At 38.7% G+C, this 3332-nt stretch carries 3 protein-coding genes; 1 reads left to right on the forward strand and 2 read right to left on the reverse strand.

Annotation, left to right across the window (positions count from 1 at the left end; all coding sequences use genetic code 11):
• The coding region (locus EA341_RS11820) for a penicillin acylase family protein (RefSeq protein WP_293014572.1) at positions 1-1475 on the reverse strand (1475 nt) is incomplete at its 3' end.
• Positions 1476-1604: 129 nt separating this feature from the next.
• Positions 1605-2180 carry a DUF2911 domain-containing protein gene (locus tag EA341_RS11825; RefSeq protein ID WP_293014574.1) on the reverse strand — a complete coding sequence of 192 codons (576 nt, stop codon included), beginning with the start codon at positions 2178-2180 and terminating at the stop codon, positions 1605-1607.
• 358 nt (positions 2181-2538) lie between these two features.
• Between EA341_RS11825 and EA341_RS11830 the strand changes: the two genes are divergently transcribed.
• A partial coding sequence (locus EA341_RS11830) for a fumarylacetoacetate hydrolase family protein (protein WP_293014576.1) occupies positions 2539-3332 on the forward strand: 794 nt, incomplete at its 3' end.

Raw genomic sequence — 3332 nt, forward strand, 5'->3', positions numbered from 1 at the left:
TCATTCCCGTCCATGAGAAACTTCCCCTGACCTTCCCACTTAAGCGGGAATCTTCCTTGAACTTTCATGGCTATATCGCCTTCTTTTGAAGCAAAAACAAAATTTTGGGCAGGGGACGTATAATGATCAAGTGCCTCTAAATAATCTTGATGGCTTTTCCCTACGTTGAGTTTGAGAAAAGTTTTTTGCTCATTAGACTCTAGATGAGCAGTCCATTTCAGTGCAAAATTTACATTCTGTTTTTCTCCTCCAAAATTTTTATCAAACACAACCGGCCCATGATGCGTGTACACTACTGTGTCATATACGGTAGCTTGTCCCTTGACCTTAATTTCTTCTATTTTCAGGTTACTTTGAATCCACCTGTCATTGTACAAGTATTCTGATCTATCTTCATTTTTGAATTGAATTTTAAACCAATCCCTCGTATCCCGTGTGGCGTTGGTTACTCCCCATGCTATATTTTCATTGAATCCCGAAATAATTCCGAGTGCTCCAGGTAGGGTGGCTCCCTTGACACTATGATCAGGTGTGCTCAACTGCATGGCATACCAAAGTGAAGGTAAATTCAAGCTCAAATGGGGATCATTTGCGATCAAGGCCTTCCCGTTTTTGGTCTTCTTCGGAGACACAGCCCAGTTATTGGATCCTACACCGTCTTCAGGCTGAGGCAGTACAGGTAGTATTATTTTTTCATCCGGATAATTTAATCCTTCCGGTTTTTCAATCTGAAGAGGTGAAAAATTCCATTTTTTTTCTGCTTCTATGACTGGGTCATTATCCTGTGGGAAATCCGGGAATAACTCATTCAACAGGGTATCCCCGAGCAAATTTCTTAAGTTGGTAAACTCCAAATCAGCATCTCCGACCAACATGTCGGCCATATACTTAAGTAAGAGAAAAGATTTGTATGGTGACCAAAGTTCAGGTCTATAATTTAATATTTTATATTCAAGGGGTAGGTCTGAATAGCTGAGATTTGATATATATTGATTGACTCCTTCAGTGTAAGACTGTACCAACCGGAAAACATCAGGATCATTATCTTTTATGAACTGTAAAGCGCTTTCAGCACTATTTGGAAGCCCTTTTCTTCGAGCAAGCTTATCGACATCCAAGGCAATAGGACCTACAATTTCTGAAATCCTTCCGGCTGCAGCCATGGTCTGAAACTCCATTTGCCATAACCTATGCTTTGCAGTAACATAGCCTTGAACTTTATACAGGTCTTCTTCATTTTCAGCAAAAATATGTGGGATCAAATGCTCATCGTAATGGACATTTACAGGGGATGATAAGCCATCTATTTTTACATTTTTGTCATATGCGTAATCTTCTGAATATGCATTTTGCCAAAATCCCTGATTAGGATCGAGTAATTTCCCCAAAGGCGGAATAGAACCAAATTGAATAGACAGGGCGACGCCAAGAGAAACTGTGATCAAAAGAGAGATCAGGAAAGCGAAGTAACGCATAGGAGATGAACTAATAAACCAATCGCTTAATTTATAAAGAATAACATTATTAGATACTTTAACAATAAGATATTTCAAAAAAAGCCCCCTTTATTCCGATAAAGGGGGCTTTTAACTGTTATTTTTACACTATTGTATAACAATAGGTAACTTCATCTTTTCCCATCTCACCACAATACCAGGTGATTCAATGGCGATAGTCAATTGTTCTTGACTTTGATCTATAAATTCTGGAGTAGATTCGACCCTCAACACATCATTTTCTTCTTTGTACTGAAAATGCCCATGCTCTAAATCCCACTCGGAATTGAATATTACGGTCCATTTACCTGATTGCTTGGGAATGGTAAAGAGTGAATACCTACCTGCTTTCAAATCAGAACCTTCCACTTTAACATCTTTATTGAACTCAACATAAGTTGATTCATTCGCGCCAGTTCTCCAGACTTCGTTATAAGGAACCAGGTCTCCCCATACTACCCTACCCTTTACTGAAGGGGCACCATATTGGATCGTAAGATTAACATCCCCTACAGTTCCATCAATTTTCCTTAAAGGACTCGGTCTTTGACTACTTTCGGAATTTTCTTCAACAATTTCCTCTACAGTCTCACTACTTTCATTACTCTCACTCCCACCGCATGCGGAGAGGAATGCAAAGCCTGATGCAAAAGCAATGGTCATTAAAAGATTGGTTTTTTTCATGTGCTTATAATTTGTTTTTTTAAATGTCATCCCGAACAGTCGGGCTAGACCATGAAATCTATAAAAGGTTTATTTAAACCCTTTTTTAAGTTATCTGAGAAATGCTTGTCATTAACAGAAAAGGGCTTTTTCATTGGTCTAATTATTTTTCGAATCCAAGATAAATAATTTTTTGATCTACTTTCCAAAATCCTTCCAAAGCTAATACCATAATTAGTAAAGCAATCCAAAAATAGGTCGGTAATTCACTAAAGAAAGATGCTAAAGTCAAAGGACAAAATTATAAACATGATGACCAATGAAGCTTTTAAATGAAAAAAACATTAATTTCAAGTTGAACCTATTTTAACCTACTCAAATGAAAATTTACAAATCAGGAAAAGACATTATTATTGAATCAGCTGGAAAACACCACATCGCCCAATCCAAAAACTGGGATCAGCTTGTCAATCAGGAAAATTTGTACAAAAAACTGAAGGAAGAAATCCAACCTTGGACTGAGGTGAACTGGTCTCCCAAAAACCTGGAAGCACCCATTGGCACTCAGGAAATATGGGCCGCGGGCGTAACTTACTATAGAAGCCGTGAGGCAAGAATGGAGGAATCCAAAGAGAGCGGTGCGGATGTATTTTATTCTAAAGTCTATGAAGCAGAACGTCCAGAATTATTTTTTAAATCCACTCATTACCGAGTAGCAAAACCTAACGGTGAAGTCAAGATCCGAAAAGATTCAAAATGGAATGTGCCTGAGCCAGAATTGACATTGTTTATAAATGTAAGGGGTGAGATTGCAGGATACACCATAGGGAATGACATGAGCTCTAGGGATATTGAGGGAGAGAACCCTTTGTATCTGCCCCAAGCCAAATGTTATGACCAATCAGCAGCGATAGGCCCTTGCCTTTGGATACCCGAGCAGCCTATTGACCCAGATGCAAAGATCCAAATGCAAATCGAACGAAATGGAGAAAAGGTCTTTGGAGGAGAAATTTCCATCAATCAAATGAAAAGGGGGCATGAGGAATTAAAGTCATTTTTGTTTAGGGAAATGAGTTTTCCGCAGGGTGTTTACCTTATGACGGGCACTTGCCTCGTACCTGATGATACTTTCACATTACTTTCAGGAGACCTTATACATATCAGTATTGATGG

This window comes from Mongoliibacter sp. (assembly GCF_007692705.1).
In the GTDB taxonomy this organism is placed as follows: Bacteria; Bacteroidota; Bacteroidia; order Cytophagales; family Cyclobacteriaceae; genus Mongoliibacter.